A 15,657-nucleotide genomic window follows, 5' to 3' on the forward strand; every position below is an offset into this window, starting at 1 on the left:
GCGCCGTTGCCGACGTCGCACCCGGCCGGGGGTCGGTGCCCCCGCTCGGGGGGTGGGCCTCAGGCTCCCGCCTTCTTGATGGCGTCGGCGATCTCGTCGACGATCACCCCGCCGGACGGCGTGGCGCCGAGGGTCCAGAGGAAGTCGTGCAGCATCCCGTCGAAGCGCTTCAGCGTGACGGGCACGCCGGCCTCCTCGAGCTTGCGGGCGTAGTTCTCGCCCTCGTCGCGCAGCGGGTCGAACTCCGACGTGGCCACGTAGGCCGGCGGCAGGCCGGAGACGTCCTCGCGGCGGCCGGGGCAGAGGTACTCGCCGTCGTCCGCCTGGGCGCCCAGGTAGTGCGCCCAGAACCACTCCATCGCGCCGCGGGTGAGCAGGTAGCCGTCGGCGTTCTCCTCGTAGGAGGGCGTGGCGAAGTCGAAGTCGGTCACCGGGTAGAGCAGCAGCTGCGCGGCGAGCGCCGGGCCGCCGCGGTCCTTCGCCGCCTGCGCCACGGCCGCGGCCAGGTGACCGCCCGCCGAGTCGCCGGCCACGATCACGCGGTCCGGGTCCGCACCCAGGTCGGCGGCGTTCTCCGCGGCCCACTTCGTGGCGGCGTAGCAGTCGTCGAAGGCGGCCGGGGCGACGTGCTCGGGCGCCAGCCGGTAGTCGACGGACACGATCACGGCGCCGCTGCGGTTCGCGATGCTGCGCAGCGGGCGGTCCACGATGTCCAGGTCGCCGATCACCCAGCCGCCGCCGTGGAAGTACACGACCAGCGGCTTCGGGCCGTCCCCCTCCGGCGTGTAGATCCGCACCGGGATCCGGCCGGCGGGGCCGTCGATCCGCCGCTCGTCGACCGCGATCGGCTCCGGCTCGCCCTGCAGGTCGAGGAAGCCCTTGGCCGCGGCACGGGCCATCGGCACCGTCATCTGCGGGAACGGCGGCATGCCCTGCTCGGCGAGGGCGTCGAGCAGGGTCTGGGCTTCGGGGTGGACGGGCAACGCTGCCTCCTGGGTCCGACGCGGACGGGCTGGGGTCTCCCCTGCACCGTGACATCGGTCACGCGGTCCACCTTCGTGCCCGGGGTACGAAACCCGCCGCCGTCTTCGTCTCCCCGGCACGGAGCGGAGTTCGATACGACTGCCTCACTCCTCGCGGGCGCCGCCGCGACGCCCGAGGCGGGCGCGGTACGCGGCCAGGACCTCGCGGGTCTCCTCCTCGGCGAACACCCCGGCGAACTCGGCGACGCTCCGGTCGGCGCCCTCCGCGAGGCCGGTGTTCTGCCACGTCTCGAACAGCCGCTTCTGGGCGGCGAGCACGGTGCGGGTGTGCCCCGTGACCTTGCCGAGCAGCCCGGCGACGGCACCGGGCAGCTCCTCGGGCGGGACGACGGCGTTGCACAGGGTGCCGAGCCGGTCGACCGGGTAGAGGTCGCCGGTCAGCACGATCTCCTTGGCCAGCGCGAGCCCGACGTGCTGCTGCAGCAGCGCCGCGTCGACCACCGAGGGGATGCCCAGCCTGACCTCCGGCAGCCCGAACGCGGCCCGGGTGGACGCCACCCGTAGGTCGGCGGCGAGCGCGAGCTCGAACGCCGCGCCGATGCACGGCCCGTCGACGGCCACGAGCACGGGCACCGGCGCCGTCCGCACGCTCCGCAGGAGGTCCCGCAGCCGTGCGATGAAGGCCTCCGCCTCGGCCACCGACCCGAGCGTCAGGAACTCGTCGACGTGCATCCCGGCCGAGAACACGGGCCCGGCGGCGTCGACCACCACGGCGCGGGTGTCCGGGCCGAGCCCGCCGGGGTCGAAGGCGGCGTGCAGGTCGCGGAGATCGCCGGCGGTCAGCGCGTTGCGCGCCTCGGGCCGGTGGAGGGTGACCCGGCGCACCGGGCCGTCGTCGGTGACGTTCACCCGGACATCCTGACCGGGCCGCACCCGTCGGGTGATGATGAGCCCATGGGGGACCTGCGCGACGACCGGGAGGGCGGTCTGCAGGGCGACCTCGAGGTCCTGCACGCCCTGGTCCGCCGCCGGGACTCGGGCAGCCGGCCGGGCGCGCGCACGGACGGGCACCGCATCGCGCTGGTCGTCGGCGGCGGCGGGATGCGCGGCGCCTACGCGGGCGGCATGGTCTGGGCCCTGGAGCAGGCGGGCCTGGCCCCGGCCTTCGACGTGGCCTACGGCAGCTCGGCCGGCGCGTTCGTCGCCACCGCGCTGCTGCTCGGGCACGGCTACGAGGCCTCCCGGATCTTCCCCGACGACATGGCCAGCCGGGAGTTCGTCGACGCCCGTCGGCTGCGCAGCCGGCAGCCGATGGTCTCGCTCGACCACCTCATCCACGAGATCCTGGTGCACAGCAAGCCCACCGACTGGGACGCGCTGCGGGACAGCCCCGCCCCGCTGAACGTCCTGGTCACGGACGCGGACGACATGACCCCGCACGCCCTGGGCGGGCTCCCGACGGCGGACGACTGGCGGCTCGCCATGCGCGCGACCGCGGCCATCCCCCTCCTCACCGGGCCGCCCGTGGAGCTGCACGGGCGGCGCTGGATCGACGGCTCGATCGGCGATCCGCTGCCGGTGGCGCGGGCGCTGCGGGAGGGCGCGACGCACGTCCTCGTCCTGCTCACCCGGCCCGTGCCGGAGCTGCGGCGCTCCGACCCGGCCGGGCGCACGCCGTGGTGGGCACGGTCGATCGACCGGCTCGCCCCCGGGCTGGGCGCGATGACCCAGGACGTCCGGCGGCACGCCGACAGCCTCGACCTGCTGGCCGACGCCGCCCACCCGGACCGCTCCGGCAGCCACCTGTTCGCGATCTCCCCCGAGCGCTCGGCCGGCGTCCGCGGGCTGACGATCGACGTCCCGCGGGTCGAGCTCGCCTCGCGGCTCGGTCACGACGCCGCCGCGGCCGTGCTGCGGACGGCCGATCCCGGGCTCGTCCTCGCGCACCGCCCCGACCAGGGCGTTCCGGACGATGCGGGCGGAACCGATGAGTTCCGGGACGCAACCTGGTCCACCCCTCGACGGGCCCGGAGCGACCGGCCCGCATGAGTCGCGGGTGGGAGGCGACACCATGGACGGCAGAGCCGGTCCGGCACTCCCACCCGGGCGCCGCTTCAGCAGGCGCCGGATCGAGATCGCGCCGGGCGAGTCCCGGCCGCACGTGGAGGACGAGTGGCGCGGCGTGCTCGTCGTCCTCGAGGCCGGGGAGATCGAGCTGCGCTGCCACGCGGGCGGGCGGCGGCGCTTCGCGGCGGGCTCGGTGCTCTGGTTCACCGGGCTGAACCTGCGCACGGTCCACAACCCGGGGGCGGTCCCGGCGGTGATCGTGGCCGTCTCCCGGGGCGGCGGCGGTCCGGACGGGTGTGCGGCGGAGGTCACGGGTTCGTGACGTCGAGGGACCACGCCCGACACCTGCGCACGGAACCCTCGAGGGTATGACCATCGACCTGACCGTCGCTCAGGCCGAGTCGCGGTCCGCCGCGATCGCCGACCTGCTCGGCGCGCTCGAGGAGCTCACCGCGGCCTACCGCGGGCTGCCGGACTCCGAACGGGCCGGCCGCTGCTGCACGGACGCGGACCGGATCACCGCCGAGGTGGCGCGGCACCTCTTCACCGCGCGCACCCGGCTGGCATCGGACTACGGGCGGCGCGGGGTCTGAGGGGCCTGCCGGCACAACCGGTCCGCCCCGGCACAACCGGTCCGCCCCGGCACACCCGCTGCGGCCACGTCCCACAACCGATCGGCACGCGGCACACGTCGTCGACGGGGTGTGGAGTGCCTTCCCGGGTGTGCGAGCTGCGGACCCGGCCGACGAGCGGTCGGACGGCCGGCGCGACTCCGGGCCGGCAGCGCCACCAGCCGGTGTCCGCGCAGACCGCGCCCGAGCCGGCCACGTCGAGCGGCGCACACCCGCTCGCTCGGCTCGCCACCCGTCGACCGGATGTGTCGCGCTCGGCGCGGGTGTGGCGCGGCGATCGAGCGGGTGTGCCGCGACCTCTGGGGGGTGCCGCGACCTCCCCGTGCGCCGGCCTTCCTCCGCGCGGCGGCCTTCCGGGACACCCCGACCTTCGCGCGGTTCTTCGGGTCAGCCGGGGCGGCGCGCCACCCGCTCCGCGAACGCCCGGACCCACCGCCGCTGCCAGGGCGTCTCGACGGCCCGGGGCCGGTAGTGCGCCCGGGTCCAGGCCACGGCCTCGGCGCCCGGATGCCCGGCGAGCACCGCCATGCACGCGATCACCGTGCCCGTCCGGCCGGTCCCGCCCGTGCAGCTGACCTCCACCCGCACCCCCGACCGGGCGCGCTCGTAGGCGTCGACGATCGCGGCGGTGGCGCCGTCCCGGTCGCGGGGCACGCGGAAGTCCGGCCACACGATCCAGGCCGAGGGCCAGTCCGGCTCGTCGTCGTGCCCGGGGCGGCCGAGGCAGAGGGAGAACTCGGGCAGCGGCCCGTCCGGCAGGGGGTCGCGGCGGCCCCGGCCGCGGACCGGGGTGCCGTCGGGGAGCAGGACCGCGCCGTCCAGCTGGATCATTCCGTGATAATGCCCCCTCGTGGGGACGAGCGAGGCCCTGGTCGGGGCGCTGCGGGCGGCCGGGTGCGTGTTCGCCGAGGAGGAGGCCGAGGTCCTGGCGGCGTCGGCCGGGTCGGCGGAGGAGCTGGAGGCGATGCTCGCCCGGCGCGTCGCGGGCGTCCCGCTGGAGCACGTCGTGGGGTGGGCGGAGTTCCGCGGGCTGCGGATTGCCGTCGAGGACGGGGTCTTCGTGCCGCGGCGGCGCACCGAGCTGCTCGTCGCGCAGGGCGTGGCGCTCGCCCCTCCGGGGGCGGTGGTCGTGGACCTGTGCTGCGGCTCGGGGGCGGTGGCGACCGCCCTGGCCGTCGAGCTGCCGGGCGCCGAGGTGCACGCGGCGGACGTCGACCCGGCGGCGGTGCGCTGCGCCCGGCGGAACCTGGAGCCGCGCGGCGGGCACGTGCACGAGGGCGACCTCGACGCCGCCCTGCCCGCCGACCTGCGCGGACGGGTCGACCTGCTGGTCGCCAACGCGCCCTACGTGCCCACGGCCGAGGTCCGGTTCATGCCGCCGGAGGCCCGCGACCACGAGCCGCTCGTCGCGCTCGACGGCGGCGCCGACGGCCTCGACCTGCACCGCCGGATCGCCGCGCTCGCCCCCCGCTGGCTGCGGCCCGGCGCGCACCTGCTGATCGAGACCTCCCGGCGTCAGGCGCCGGGCACCGCGGCGGCGATGGTGGTGCACGGCATGGGCACCGCGCTGACGCACTCCACCGAGCTCGACGCCACCGTGGTCGTCGGGGTCACCGCCGGGGTGTCTCGACGACGACGTTCGTCGACTTGATCACCGCGACGGCGAGCGAGCCGGGCTGCAGGCCGAGCTCCTCGACCGCCTCGCGGCTCATCAGCGACACCACCCGGTGCGGCCCGCACTGCATCTCGACCTGGGCCATGACCTTGTCCATGACGACCTCGGTCACCAGGCCGACCATGCGGTTGCGCGCGGAGGTGTGCACGTCCGACGGGTCCGGCGCCGCGGTCGCGTGCTCCCGGGTGAACGCCGCCAACGAGGCCCCGTCGACCACCTTGCGCCGCGAGGCGTCGAGGTGCACCGGGAGGGTGCCGGCGTCGATCCACCGGCGCACCGTGTCGTCGCTGACCCCGAGCAGGCCCGCGACCTCCGAGATCCTGTACTCCGCCACGGGCGGATGTTACGGCGACGGGGCCCCGCGCGTCCGGTGTGGTCAGGGCACCAGTACCGCGCGGGCCGTCTCGCCGGGCCCGGGCCCGCACCGCGCGAGGAGCGTGCCGTCCGCCGCCCAGATCCCCGACCGGCCCGCGGTCCGGGCGTAGCCGCCGCCGGTCGGGCCCGCGAAGCTGGCCACGACGACCGGGATCCCGTGGTCACGGCCGATCCGGCGGGCCCGCTCCTCCTGCACCGCGGCGTCCTCCGGGGTGTCGACGGCGCCGGCGACGTACGCGTCGACCCCGAGCGCCGCCGTCCGGGCCGCGTGCTCGGGCACGCCGGTGTCCCGGCAGACCGCGAGCCCGAGGCGCCACCCGTCGACCTCGACGACCGCGGGCTCGGTCCCCGCCGTGAAGTGCTCCGGCTCGGCACCGCCCAGGCACATCTTGCGGTAGACGGTCCGGGCGCCCGTGCCGTCGACGGCCAGCACGCCGAGCGAGCGGCCGCCGCCCGCGAGGGGCAGCGGGGCGCCGGCGAGGGCGAGCGCGCCGGTGTCCGTGCAGGCCTCGACCAGCGGCGCGAGCCGGGGGTCAACGGGGTCGAGCACGGGCGCGTCGAGCTCGTAGCCCGTCAGCGACAGCTCGGGGAACACCACGACGCGCGCGCCGGCCCGGCGGACCGTGTCGGCGTGGGCGCGGGCGTTGGCCGCGACGTCCCGGGGGGTGCAGGGCGGCTGGGCGGCGACGACGGTCAGGGGCAGCCTCGGAGGCACGGCCGCACGCTATCCGGTCGGGCGTCGACGGCGATCACTGGCAGGATCGTGTCCGTGCGCTGGACCACGCGGCCGGAGGGGCCGGGCGACGCGCCCGCGGTGCGGCGGGTGGTGGTGGAGGCGTTCGACGCCCCGGCCGAGGCCGACCTCGTCGACGCCCTCCGCTCCGATCCCGCGTGGATCGACGGGCTGTCCGTGGTCGCCGAGGCCCCGGACGGGGAGATCGTCGGGCACGCCCTGCTGACCCGCTGCCACGTCGGCGAGGTCCCGGCGCTGGCCCTCGCCCCCTGCTCGGTGCTGCCCGCCCACCAGCGCACCGGCGCCGGGTCCGCGGCGATCCGCGCGGCGCTCGCGGCGGCGGAGGCGAAGGGCGAGCGGTTCGTCGTGGTGCTGGGACACCCGGACTACTACCCGCGCTTCGGCTTCGGCCGCGCCTCGGCGCACGGGATCCGGTTGTCCGCGGACGTGCCGGACGAGGCGCTCATGGCGCTGTCGCTCACCGGCGACCCGCTGCCCTCGGGGATCGTGCGGTATCCCGCCCCGTTCGGCGTCTGAGCCGCGGCCGGCGCTCAGCGGTGGGCGACGGCGAGCAGGTGGCCCGTCGCGCTCGTCATCGCGGGGTCGCGCTCGACGACGGCGAGCACCTCGAGGACCAGCTCGCGCTGCTGCCGGTCGGCGAGGCGCCGTCCGAGGTCCGGTGCCCAGGCGAGAGGGCCCTCGACGGGCAGGACGACCTCGGGACGAAGGCCGGCCGCCGCGATCTCGGAGGCCAGGCCGGCCGGGTCGTGGAAGTAGGCGGTGGTGAAGAAGTCCGGGTCGCCGGTGGGATTGCGATGCTGCCCGCTGCGCAGGTCGGCACGCATGATCGGCACGAAGCCGGGCCGGTCGACGAACCGGCGGTAGTACCCGTCGAGGGTGCTCGCGTAGCGGGAGATCGCGGCGGCGGCGACGGTCCCGCCGGGCCGGACGACCCGACGGGCCTCCCGGAGGGCCTGCAGGCGATCGTCCTCGGTCACGAGGTGGTACAGCGGACCGAACAGGAGGACCGCGTCGTACGCGCCGTCGGGCTCGTCGAGGCGTCGCGCGTCGCCGAGGGCGGCGGTGAAGCCGCCGAGCGCCGCCGCCTGCTCGACGTGGAGCGGCACCGGGTCGACCAGATGTACGTCGTAGCCCAGGCCTGCCAGCCACGCGGCGTAGACCCCGCTGGCGCCCCCGACGTCGAGGACCCGGCCGGGCGGGGGCGGGAGGTGGCGCTGCAGGAGGACCTGGGTGCGCACCAGCTCGAGCGAGGGTTGCGCGGTCAGGCGGTCGCGCTCCCGGCCTGCGGCGTAGTGCGCCACGAACTCGTCGCCCGCGTCCATTCGCAGACGGTAGCCCGCGACGCGGTGGCGGTGGCCCCTCCAGGCCCGCACCCCGGGGACGAGAACGGCCCCTGACCCGCGTCTCCGCTGGTCAGGGGCCGTACCCCGAGGGTGTGGCAGGTGAAGGATTCGAACCTTCGTAGGCTAAGCCGACGGATTTACAGTCCGCTCCCTTTGGCCACTCGGGCAACCTGCCGGGGTGCCGTCGGCCTCGCCGACGTGCAGGGAGAAGGATACGACAGCGAGATCCGGTCCCCGCGAGGGGGGCCGTCAGCGAGGAGGAGCCCATGGCCGACCCGTCGTTCGACGTGGTGAGCAAGGTCGATCGGCAGGAGGTCGACAACGCCCTCAACCAGGCCGGGAAGGAGCTCTCCCAGCGGTTCGACTTCCGGGGCACCGGGACCTCGATCAGCTGGGCGGGCGAGGAGGCGATCACCCTCGAGTCGGAGACCGAGGAGCGACTGAAGGCGGCGATCGACGTCTTCAAGGAAAAGTTGATCAAGCGCAACATCTCGCTGAAGGCGTTCGAGGTGGGCGAGCCCGCGCAGTCCGGCAGGACCTACAAGGTCACCGGCAAGATCCTGCAGGGCATCGCCTCGGACAAGGCCAAGGAGATCAGCAAGGCCATCCGGGACGAGAAGCTCAAGGGCGTGCAGGCCCAGATCCAGGGGGATCAGCTGCGGGTCTCGGGCAAGAAGAAGGACGACCTCCAGGCCGTCATCGCGCTGCTGAAGAGCAAGGACTTCGGCATCGCCCTGCAGTTCACGAACTACCGCTGACGCCCGGCTCCCGGCTCGAGCGGCGGGCCGGGAGCGCTCGGGCGGGGCGAGGGGCGCACCCGGATCGTCAGCCCGTGTCCCGGCCCGGCAGCCGATCCGGGTCGGCGCCGGGACCGGCGGTGGCGACGACCTCGGCCATGGTGGGCGAGCCGCCGCACTCCTCGCAGGTCGTCCGCAGGTGCACCACTCCCTCGCACCCCGCGTGCCGGAAGACGATCGGCGGGCCGTCCGGGGCGGCCCAGCGGTCGCCCCACTCCGTGAGGGCCACGACGACCTCGCCGAGCTCGCGCCCCTTCTCCGTGAGCACGTACTCGCCCTCGCGCAGCTCCATCAGCCCGGCGGTCACGAAGCCGTCGAGCCGCTTGGCGAGGACGTTCGGCGCGATGCCGAGCCGGCGCTCGAAGTCCGAGAAGCGCGTCATCCCCGCGAAGACCGCGTTGCGGATGATCAGCAGGCTCCAGCGCTCCCCCACCAGCTCGAGGGCGCGCGCCGCCGAACAGTTCTCGCGCTCGTACAGCCGACCCAGCACGCGGCCGACGATAGCCGAATTCGACTTGCGTGATGCAAGTCCCACCCCTACCGTGACTTGCATCACGCAAGTCGACACGAAGGGGTTGAGGACGATGGCACTTCCGCAGGTGGTCTCGCGGGACGAGTGGCTGGCCGCGCGCCGGGCGCTGTTGCTGCGCGAGAAGGAACTGACCCGGGCACGGGACGTGCTCGCCGCGGACCGCCGGCGGCTGCCGATGGTGCGGGTCGAGCAGGACTACCGGTTCACCGGACCGGAGGGCGAGGTCGGGCTGCGCGACCTGTTCGCCGGTCGCCGGCAGCTCGTCTTGCAGCACTTCATGTACGACCCGGCCTGGGACGAACCCTGCCGCAGCTGCAGCGCGATGGCGGCCGAGACGGGTGAGGGGGTGCGCGAGCACCTCGGTCGGCGGGACACGGCCTTCGCCGCGGTGTCCCGGGCGCCCTACCCGAAACTGCAGGAGGTCCGCGAGGCGCGGGGCTGGACCTTCGCCTGGTACTCGTCGTACGGCAGCACGTTCAACTACGACTTCCACGTCACGCTCGACCCGGCCGTGGCTCCGTCGAGCTACAACTTCCGGGACGCGGACGAGCTGGTCGCCGCGGGCCAGGGCTGGCTGACCGACTACGTGGGCGAGCAGCCGGGGATCAGCACGTTCCTGCGCGACGGCGACGAGGTCTTCCACACCTGGTCGACCTACGGCCGCGGGGTCGAGGAGATGATGCACGGCTACCACCTGCTCGACCTCACGGCGCTGGGCCGGCAGGAGGACTGGGAGGAGCCGAAGGGGCGGGCCCCGGTCGCGCACGTCGCCGACCCCGGCTTCATGTCCTGAGCCGTCCCGACCGCCCGGGGCGCGGGGAGCTCAGCCGCGGCCGAACGGCGCGTCGCCGTCGAGGCCCGTGAGGGCGAGCACCCGTGCCACCGGGCCGGTCTCGGGGCGGGCGATCCGGAGCTCCCCACCGCGGGAGCGGACGTCGTCGGCGAGGTCGACCAGCATGCCGATCCCGGCGCTGGGCAGGTAGCCGACGCCGGTGAGGTCGAGGACCACGGGATCGACGACCCCGTCCCGCGCGAGCTCGGCCGCGAGCGGGGCACGGACCGCGTCGATCCCGCTGAGGTCGAGATCGCCGTGCAGCGCGAGCCGCAGGCCCGAGCCCTCCCGGTGCACGGTGAGGCCCGCCGGCGCCCGGGTGGGCGGGGTCGTGGCGGCCGGGGCGACCGGCAGCGGCGCGGGGTCCCGGACGGTCGGATCCACCCGGAACCGCACCACGGTGCCGTCCTCGTGCCGGGCGATCTCGACCTCGCCGGCGAGCGCCCGGATGAGGTCGATGCCGCGGCCGCGGAACCCCTTGTCCGCCGGCTCCGGGCGCCAGTGGCCGCGGTCGCGCACGGCGACCCGGATCCCGCCGTCGGCCTCGAGCTCGAGGCCGATCTCGAAGTCCTCGGGCGTGCTCCGCCGGTAGGCGTGGTCGACCGAGTTGGCGGCGGCCTCGCCGAGGGCGAGCTGCAGGTCCTCGAGCAGGAGCTTCGGCAGCGCCGCCTCCTCGGCCCAGACCCGGACGTCGCTCCGCATCCGGCGCAGCACCTCCGGTGCCGCGGGGTACCGGGCGTGCAGCGGGGCCGGCAGCAGCCGCACCGCGACGAGCGCGATGTCGTCCGCGTGCCCGTGCTGCTGCTCCACGACCTCCTCGAGCAGGTGGTCGACCAGCTCGTCCGGGCCCTCCAGCGCGCGCCGGGCGGCCGCCGACGCCAGCCGGGCGAGGCCGTCGTCGACGATCTCGCCGCGCCGCTCGACCAGCCCGTCCGTGTACAGCAGCAGGGTGGTGCCCGGCCGGATCATGGTCGACCCCTCGGTGAACGGGGCGTGGTCGGGCAGCCCGAGCACCGGACCGCGGGTGTCGTCGAGGTAGCGGGCGCCGTCGCGGTCGACGAGCAGCGGCGGCAGGTGCCCGGCCCGCGCCCAGCGCAGCGTGCCGGAGGCCCGGTCGAGCAGCAGGCACGCCGCCGTCGACGCGCGCGCCCCGGGGATCCACGACACGTGCGCGTCGAGGATCTCCAGGGCGGCGGCGGGCGGGTTGCCCTGCCGGAGGGCGCCGGAGAGCGCCACCCGCAGCTGACCCATCACCCCGGCCGCGGCCGGGCCCTGCCCGACGACGTCGCCCACGGACAGCGCGATCCGGTCGTCGTCGACGGCGAAGACGTCGTACCAGTCGCCGCCGGCCTGCACCCCGGCGGCGCCGGGCCGGTAGCGGGTCGCGGTGCGGATCCGGGTGAACGGCCGCGGCTCCGGGGGCAGCAGGCTGCGCTGCAGGACCGCGGCGATCTGGTGCTCCGCCTCGTGCAGCCGGGCCCGGTCGAGGGCCTGCGCGCACTGCTCGGCGACGGTGAGCAGCGCGGCGCGGGCCTCGTCGGAGAGCTCCGGGCCCCCCACGGGGAACCGCAGGCCGAGCACGCCGAGCGGGGTACCGCCGAGCGAGAGCGGCACGGCGACCTGGTCGGGCAGCTCGCCGCCGCCGTCGTCGAGCCGCCGGTCGGACCAGGCGAGCGTGGACCGGGTGCCCACCCACACCGGCTCGCCGGTGCGGGCGGCGTAGGCCAGCGGGCGCGGCACGTCCGCCGGCAGCCGGCGCGTCGGCGTCGGCGGGAAGGCGCCGAGCACCTCCAGCTGGTCGCCCCGGCACAGCGCGACGACCGCCTCCGTCGCCCCGATCTCCGCCGCGTGCTCCAGGATCACCTCGGCGACCTCGGCCGGCCGCGCGGAGCCGGACAGCGCCGAGACGACCCGGCTGAAGTTCTCGGCGGCCAGCCGGGCGTCGCTCTCGGCGGCCAGCAGCTCGGCCCGCTGCAGCGCCTGCGCGCTCTGCTCGGCCAGCGACACCGCCGCCGCCCGCTCGGTCGCGGCCAGCCGCCGCGGCTCGACGAAGCCGAGCGCCACGACGCCGATGCAGCGCCCGGCCACCAGCAGCGGGACGGCCGCCACGCCGGAGTAGCCGTACTCGTCGCGGACGAGCCGGTGCAGGTGCGGGTACTCGCGCTCCCAGTCCTCGGGCCGCTCCACCCACACCGGTGCCCCGCGGTGCAACGCGTCGACGACGGGGGCGTGCGCGTCGTCCGGCACGGTCGCCCAGTCCCGCTGCACCGCCGGCGGCCAGCCGACGGAGTGCAGCACCTCGAGCGTGCCCGAGCCCCGCACCTCCCACAACGACACCGACGAGGTCTTCAGCAGCTGCGCGAACTGGGTCACGGCCGTCTCCGCCACCCGGACCGGGGTCGCCGCGGCGGACAGGGCCGCGGTCGCCTCCTGCAGCAGCGTCAGCCGGTGGCTGGTGTCCCGCTCGCTCTCGAAGAGCTGCGCGTTGTCGATCGCGGTGGCCGCGCGCCGGCCGATCTCCTCCAGCAGGGCCGGGTCCAGCGCGTCCTGCGGGGCCGACGCACCCGTGCGGGCCGTGGCGAGCAGCCCGCCGATCCGGCCGCGCGCGACCAGCGGGACGAGCGAGACGCTGCGCAGGTCGAGGCGGCGGCGCGCCTCCTGCTGCTCGGGATCGCTCGACGCGGCCAGGATGTAGCCCTCGTCGACCTGCGCGGTGGCGGGGCGGCCGTCCGCGAGCACCTCCGACGCCCAGCGCGAGGCGGCGTCGAGCCGGGCCAGGTCGGCCTCGCGGGCGGCGTCGCGGGCCGCCACCGCCACCACCCGGGGCTCGCCCCCGTCGTCGACGACGATCAGCCGGGCCAGGTCGGCGACCCCCTCGTCGACGAGCGCACGGACGAGCACCTCGCGCCGCCCGGCGACGCTGCTCTCCCGGTCCATCGCGCCGCCGAGCACGCCGAGGACCCGCTGCCGCTCCTGCTCGCGGTACCGGTCGTCGATGTCCAGGCAGCCGCCGACGTAGCCGCGCTCCGCGGCGGCCGGGCCCAGCGGGGCGCCGCGGTCGAGCACCCAGCGGTACCGGCCGTCCGCCCGCCGGAGCCGGTACTCCGCCTCGAAGACCCCGCCGGCGGCCGCGGCGCGGCGCTCGTCGTACCCGGCCAGGTCGTCCGGGTGGATCCGCGTCCGCCAGCCGATGCCCAGGTCCGCGTCCCCGGCCCCGGTGTACTCCCGCCAGGCCTTGTTGACGAAGACCCGGCGGCCGTCGGCGCCGTCCGCCCAGATCAGGGCGGGGGTGGCGTCGGCGAGGGCGCGGAAGCGCCGCTCGGCGTCCGCCCGGGCCCGGCCGAGCCGCAGGTGTCCGTCGACCCGGGCCAACAGCTCACGGGCGGCGAAGGGCTTGGTCAGATAGTCGTCCGCCCCGAAGGCGAGGCCCTCGACGGCCGCCTCCTGCCCCGCCCGCGCCGACAGCAGCAGTACCGGCACCCGGGCGGTCCGCGGATCGGCCCGCAGCGCGCCCAGCAGGGCCATCCCGTCGAGCTCGGGCATCATCACGTCCGAGACGACCAGGTCCGGCGGGTCGGCGAGGACCGCCTCGAGCGCGGCGCGGCCGTCGCCCACCACCTGCACCGCGTACCGGGGCGCGAGCAGGCGGTGCAGGTAGTCGCGCATGTCGGCGTTGTCGTCGGCGACGAGCACCCGCCCGCCCGTGACGGACGGTCCCGGGGCCGGCCCGTCCGCCCGGTCCTCCGGGCCGTCGGGCAGCCAGCGCAGCGCCTCGGCGACGAAGGGCTCGACGACGGCGGACGCCGAGGTGGGCTGCGCCTCCTCGGATGCCGCGGCGACGCGGTCCGCGGGCAGGTGCGCCGTGCCCAGCGGGACGGTCACAGTGAACGAGGTGCCGACGTCCAGGGTGCTCTCCGCGCTCACCGTGCCGCCGTGCAGCGCCGCCAGCTCCCGCACCATCGCCAGCCCGATGCCGCTGCCCTCCGCCGAACGCGACCGCGTGCCGGTGACCCGGTGGAAGCGCTCGAACAGCCGCGGCATCTCGTCCGCCGGGACGCCGACGCCGGTGTCCGACACCGTGAGCACGGCGGCCCCGTCGACCTCCCGGAGCCGGACCGTGATCGCCCCGTCGAAGGTGAACTTGAGTGCGTTGGACAGCAGGTTGAGGACGACCTTCTCCCAGCTGTCCCGGTCGACGTGGACCGGCCTGGGCAGCGGCGGGCAGTCGATCACGAGCTCGAGCCCGGCGTGCTCGATCGCGGAGCGGAACGCCCCGGCCAGCTCGGCGGTGAAGACGGCGAGGTCCAGCGGCTCGAAGCGGGCCTCGATCCGGCCCGCCTGCAGCCGGGAGTAGTCGAGCAGGCTGTTGACCAGCTTGCCGAGCCGCAGGCCGTTGCGGTGGATCACGTCCAGCTCGGTGCGCAGCCGGTCGGCCGGGATCCCGTCGGCGGACCGCAGCTCCTCGATCGGCCCCATGATCAGCGTGAGCGGGGTGCGGAACTCGTGGCTGACGTTGGAGAAGAAGTCCGTCTTCGCCCGGTCGAGCTCGGCGAGGGCCTCGGCCCGGTGCCGCTCGGTCTCGTAGGCGCGCGCGTTGAGCAGCCCGGAGGCGATCTGCGCCACCAGCAGCTCGACGAAGCCGCGGTACCCCTCGTCGTAGCGGCGGTAGGGGTTGAGGCCCACGACCACGAACCCGGCCACGGCGTCCTCGGTGCCCAGTGGCACGACCGCGGCCTCGAGCGGCGGGCGGTCCCACTCCCCCGTGGGCAGCTCGGCGAACCGCGCGCCGAGGTCGTCGACGACGGCCGTCCGGCCCGCCCGTGCCTCCTCGACGGGCCACGGCCCGTCCGGCCCGACCTGCTCCGGTGCGACCGGGGCCCCCGCCTCGACGCCGGCGGCGCAGGCCAGGCGGGCGCCGCCCTCGTCGTCGAACAGGTAGACCAGTGAGAACGGCAGGTCGCGGGTGCTGGCGCCGAGCAGGTCGCCGGCCGCCGTGAGCACGGCGTGCTCGGTGCGGGCGGTGGTGACCGCGCTGGACAGCGCCCGCAGGATCGACATCCGGCGCTCGCCGAGCACCCGGTCCGTGTTCTCCGTGACGACGCACAGGAAGCCCGGGATGGCGCCGGTGTCGTCGGCGAGCGGGCTGTAGGAGAACGTGTGATAGGTCTCCTCGGGGTAGCCGGACCGCTCGAGGATCAGCAGCAGGTCCTCGTCCCAGGTCGCCTCGCCCGTCCCCAGGACCGACGCGATGCGCGGGCCGATGTCCTCCCAGATCTCCGCCCACACCTCGCGGGCGGGCCGCCCGATCGCCCACGGGTGCTTGGCCCGCAGCGTGTCCCGCTGGTAGGCGTCGTTGTAGAAGAAGGCGAGCTCGGGGCCCCAGCCCATCCACATCGAGAAGCGCGACCCGAGCAGGATCCGGACCACGTTGCGCAACGCGGAGGGCCAGGTCTCCGGCGGCCCGACGGAGGTCGCCGCCCAGTCCCAGCCCGCCATGATCCGGCCGAGCTCGCCACCGCGGGCGAAGATGCTCTCCTCCGCGACCGGCGGGCGCACCGAGTCGTCGGGCCGGGTCATGAAGGCTCCGTTCCGACGTGGGGAGATGTACGGAAGTCGAAGCGTAGCCGGATCCGGCGGGTGCGGCGCGCGCCTCGGACGGCTGTCCAC

The 15,657-nt window shown here is 75.8% G+C and carries 15 protein-coding genes and 1 tRNA gene; 7 read left to right on the forward strand and 9 right to left on the reverse strand.

What is annotated here, in order from left to right; translation table 11 throughout:
- Window positions 1-59 precede the first annotated feature (59 nt).
- Window positions 60-983, reverse strand: coding sequence for an alpha/beta hydrolase (locus ABD990_RS26830; RefSeq protein ID WP_345383526.1), 924 nt, complete (start codon window positions 981-983; stop codon window positions 60-62).
- Between the two features lie 144 nt (window positions 984-1,127).
- Window positions 1,128-1,892, reverse strand: coding sequence for an enoyl-CoA hydratase/isomerase family protein (locus ABD990_RS26835; RefSeq protein WP_345383527.1), 765 nt, complete (start codon window positions 1,890-1,892; stop codon window positions 1,128-1,130).
- Window positions 1,893-1,937: 45 nt separating this feature from the next.
- Here ABD990_RS26835 and ABD990_RS26840 point away from each other — a divergent pair, with 45 nt between their 5' ends.
- From ABD990_RS26840 to ABD990_RS26850, 3 genes are read left to right on the forward strand one after another with little or no spacing between them, the layout of a single operon-like run.
- On the forward strand, window positions 1,938-3,032 hold the full coding sequence (locus ABD990_RS26840) for a patatin-like phospholipase family protein (protein ID WP_345383528.1): 1,095 nt from the start codon (window positions 1,938-1,940) through the stop codon (window positions 3,030-3,032).
- Between the two features lie 22 nt (window positions 3,033-3,054).
- A complete protein-coding gene (locus ABD990_RS26845) occupies window positions 3,055-3,372 on the forward strand; it encodes a cupin domain-containing protein (RefSeq protein WP_345383529.1) in 318 nt (105 codons plus the stop codon).
- A 46-nt stretch (window positions 3,373-3,418) separates the two neighbouring features.
- Window positions 3,419-3,643: a hypothetical protein gene (locus tag ABD990_RS26850; protein ID WP_345383530.1), complete on the forward strand. Its 225-nt coding sequence runs from the start codon at window positions 3,419-3,421 to the stop codon at window positions 3,641-3,643.
- Window positions 3,644-4,069: 426 nt separating this feature from the next.
- Here the strand turns inward: ABD990_RS26850 and ABD990_RS26855 are convergent, their stop codons facing one another.
- Window positions 4,070-4,513: a protein-tyrosine phosphatase family protein gene (locus ABD990_RS26855; protein ID WP_345383531.1), complete on the reverse strand. Its 444-nt coding sequence runs from the start codon at window positions 4,511-4,513 to the stop codon at window positions 4,070-4,072.
- A gap of 19 nt (window positions 4,514-4,532) precedes the next feature.
- Between ABD990_RS26855 and ABD990_RS26860 the strand changes: the two genes are divergently transcribed.
- Complete coding sequence (locus ABD990_RS26860; protein WP_345383532.1) at window positions 4,533-5,333, forward strand: putative protein N(5)-glutamine methyltransferase; 801 nt, start codon at window positions 4,533-4,535, stop codon at window positions 5,331-5,333.
- Here the strand turns inward: ABD990_RS26860 and ABD990_RS26865 are convergent.
- Together ABD990_RS26865 and ABD990_RS26870 are read right to left on the reverse strand one after the other, a co-directional pair.
- Window positions 5,293-5,691: a TOBE domain-containing protein gene (locus tag ABD990_RS26865; RefSeq protein WP_345383533.1), complete on the reverse strand. Its 399-nt coding sequence runs from the start codon at window positions 5,689-5,691 to the stop codon at window positions 5,293-5,295. The genes ABD990_RS26860 and ABD990_RS26865 overlap by 41 nt on opposite strands.
- A gap of 42 nt (window positions 5,692-5,733) precedes the next feature.
- Complete coding sequence (locus ABD990_RS26870) at window positions 5,734-6,447, reverse strand: carbon-nitrogen hydrolase family protein (RefSeq protein WP_345383534.1); 714 nt, start codon at window positions 6,445-6,447, stop codon at window positions 5,734-5,736.
- A 54-nt stretch (window positions 6,448-6,501) separates the two neighbouring features.
- Here ABD990_RS26870 and ABD990_RS26875 point away from each other — a divergent pair, with 54 nt between their 5' ends.
- Entirely contained in the window at window positions 6,502-7,002 is a 501-nt protein-coding gene (locus ABD990_RS26875) for a GNAT family N-acetyltransferase (RefSeq protein WP_345383535.1), read from the forward strand.
- 14 nt (window positions 7,003-7,016) lie between these two features.
- Here ABD990_RS26875 and ABD990_RS26880 read toward each other — a convergent pair whose 3' ends face one another.
- Together ABD990_RS26880 and ABD990_RS26885 are read right to left on the reverse strand one after the other, a co-directional pair.
- A complete protein-coding gene (locus ABD990_RS26880; protein ID WP_345383536.1) occupies window positions 7,017-7,808 on the reverse strand; it encodes a class I SAM-dependent methyltransferase in 792 nt (263 codons plus the stop codon).
- A gap of 114 nt (window positions 7,809-7,922) precedes the next feature.
- Window positions 7,923-8,004: transfer RNA gene (locus ABD990_RS26885), tRNA-Tyr, on the reverse strand.
- Between the two features lie 91 nt (window positions 8,005-8,095).
- On the opposite strand from ABD990_RS26885, the gene ABD990_RS26890 reads away from it, so the two are divergent.
- Window positions 8,096-8,587, forward strand: coding sequence for a YajQ family cyclic di-GMP-binding protein (locus tag ABD990_RS26890; protein WP_345383537.1), 492 nt, complete (start codon window positions 8,096-8,098; stop codon window positions 8,585-8,587).
- A 67-nt stretch (window positions 8,588-8,654) separates the two neighbouring features.
- On the opposite strand, the gene ABD990_RS26895 is transcribed toward ABD990_RS26890, so the two are convergent.
- The gene (locus tag ABD990_RS26895) at window positions 8,655-9,116 is read right to left on the reverse strand and encodes a winged helix-turn-helix transcriptional regulator (protein ID WP_345383538.1); all 462 of its coding nucleotides are present in this window, start codon (window positions 9,114-9,116) and stop codon (window positions 8,655-8,657) included.
- A gap of 94 nt (window positions 9,117-9,210) precedes the next feature.
- Between ABD990_RS26895 and ABD990_RS26900 the strand changes: the two genes are divergently transcribed.
- A complete protein-coding gene (locus ABD990_RS26900; RefSeq protein ID WP_345383539.1) occupies window positions 9,211-9,951 on the forward strand; it encodes a DUF899 domain-containing protein in 741 nt (246 codons plus the stop codon).
- Between the two features lie 30 nt (window positions 9,952-9,981).
- On the opposite strand, the gene ABD990_RS26905 is transcribed toward ABD990_RS26900, so the two are convergent.
- On the reverse strand, window positions 9,982-15,567 hold the full coding sequence (locus ABD990_RS26905; protein WP_345383540.1) for a SpoIIE family protein phosphatase: 5,586 nt from the start codon (window positions 15,565-15,567) through the stop codon (window positions 9,982-9,984).
- Window positions 15,568-15,657: the final 90 nt, after the last annotated feature.

The sequence above is a fragment of the Pseudonocardia yuanmonensis genome (assembly GCF_039542425.1).
Lineage (GTDB): Bacteria > Actinomycetota > Actinomycetes > Mycobacteriales > Pseudonocardiaceae > Pseudonocardia > Pseudonocardia yuanmonensis.

What these genes read in the sequence shown, in the direction of transcription:
- ABD990_RS26850 (WP_345383530.1), top strand. Translation starts at nt 3,419, where the DNA reads ATGACCATCGACCTGACCGTCGCTCAGGCCGAGTCGCGGTCCGCCGCG.
- ABD990_RS26900 (WP_345383539.1), top strand. Translation starts at nt 9,211, where the DNA reads ATGGCACTTCCGCAGGTGGTCTCGCGGGACGAGTGGCTGGCCGCGCGC.
- ABD990_RS26855 (WP_345383531.1), bottom strand. Translation starts at nt 4,513, where the DNA reads ATGATCCAGCTGGACGGCGCGGTCCTGCTCCCCGACGGCACCCCGGTC.
- ABD990_RS26840 (WP_345383528.1), top strand. Translation starts at nt 1,938, where the DNA reads ATGGGGGACCTGCGCGACGACCGGGAGGGCGGTCTGCAGGGCGACCTC.
- ABD990_RS26845 (WP_345383529.1), top strand. Translation starts at nt 3,055, where the DNA reads ATGGACGGCAGAGCCGGTCCGGCACTCCCACCCGGGCGCCGCTTCAGC.
- ABD990_RS26880 (WP_345383536.1), bottom strand. Translation starts at nt 7,808, where the DNA reads ATGGACGCGGGCGACGAGTTCGTGGCGCACTACGCCGCAGGCCGGGAG.
- ABD990_RS26905 (WP_345383540.1), bottom strand. Translation starts at nt 15,567, where the DNA reads ATGACCCGGCCCGACGACTCGGTGCGCCCGCCGGTCGCGGAGGAGAGC.
- ABD990_RS26890 (WP_345383537.1), top strand. Translation starts at nt 8,096, where the DNA reads ATGGCCGACCCGTCGTTCGACGTGGTGAGCAAGGTCGATCGGCAGGAG.